General features: G+C 65.8%; 1 pseudogene. It reads left to right on the forward strand.

Going from position 1 to position 448, the window contains the following annotated elements:
- Positions 1–448, forward strand: a pseudogene (locus ACNFBT_RS27195) (urocanate hydratase); the annotation flags it as partial.

Genomic DNA, 448 nt, shown 5'->3' on the forward strand with positions numbered 1-448 from the left:
CGAAATCCTGCCGGAACTGGTACGCCGTGGCGTGCGTCCGGACATGGTCACCGACCAGACGTCCGCCCACGACCCGCTCAACGGCTACCTGCCGATCGGCTGGACCTGGGAACAGTACCGCGACCGCGCCAAGACCGACCCGGCTGCCGTGGTGAAAGCCGCCAAGCAGTCCATGGCCGTCCACGTGCAGGCCATGCTGGACTTCCAGAAGCAGGGCGTACCGACCTTCGACTACGGCAACAACATCCGCCAGATGGCCAAGGAAGAGGGCGTGGCCAACGCCTTCGACTTCCCCGGCTTCGTTCCGGCCTACATCCGTCCGCTGTTCTGCCGCGGTATCGGCCCGTTCCGCTGGGCTGCGCTGTCCGGTGATCCGCAGGACATCTACAAGACCGACGCCAAGGTCAAGGAACTGATCCCGGACGACGCCCACCTGCACCGCTGGCTG

Origin of the sequence: Pseudomonas sp. NY15181 (assembly GCF_048068055.1) — a bacterium.
Classification (GTDB): domain Bacteria; phylum Pseudomonadota; class Gammaproteobacteria; order Pseudomonadales; family Pseudomonadaceae; genus Pseudomonas.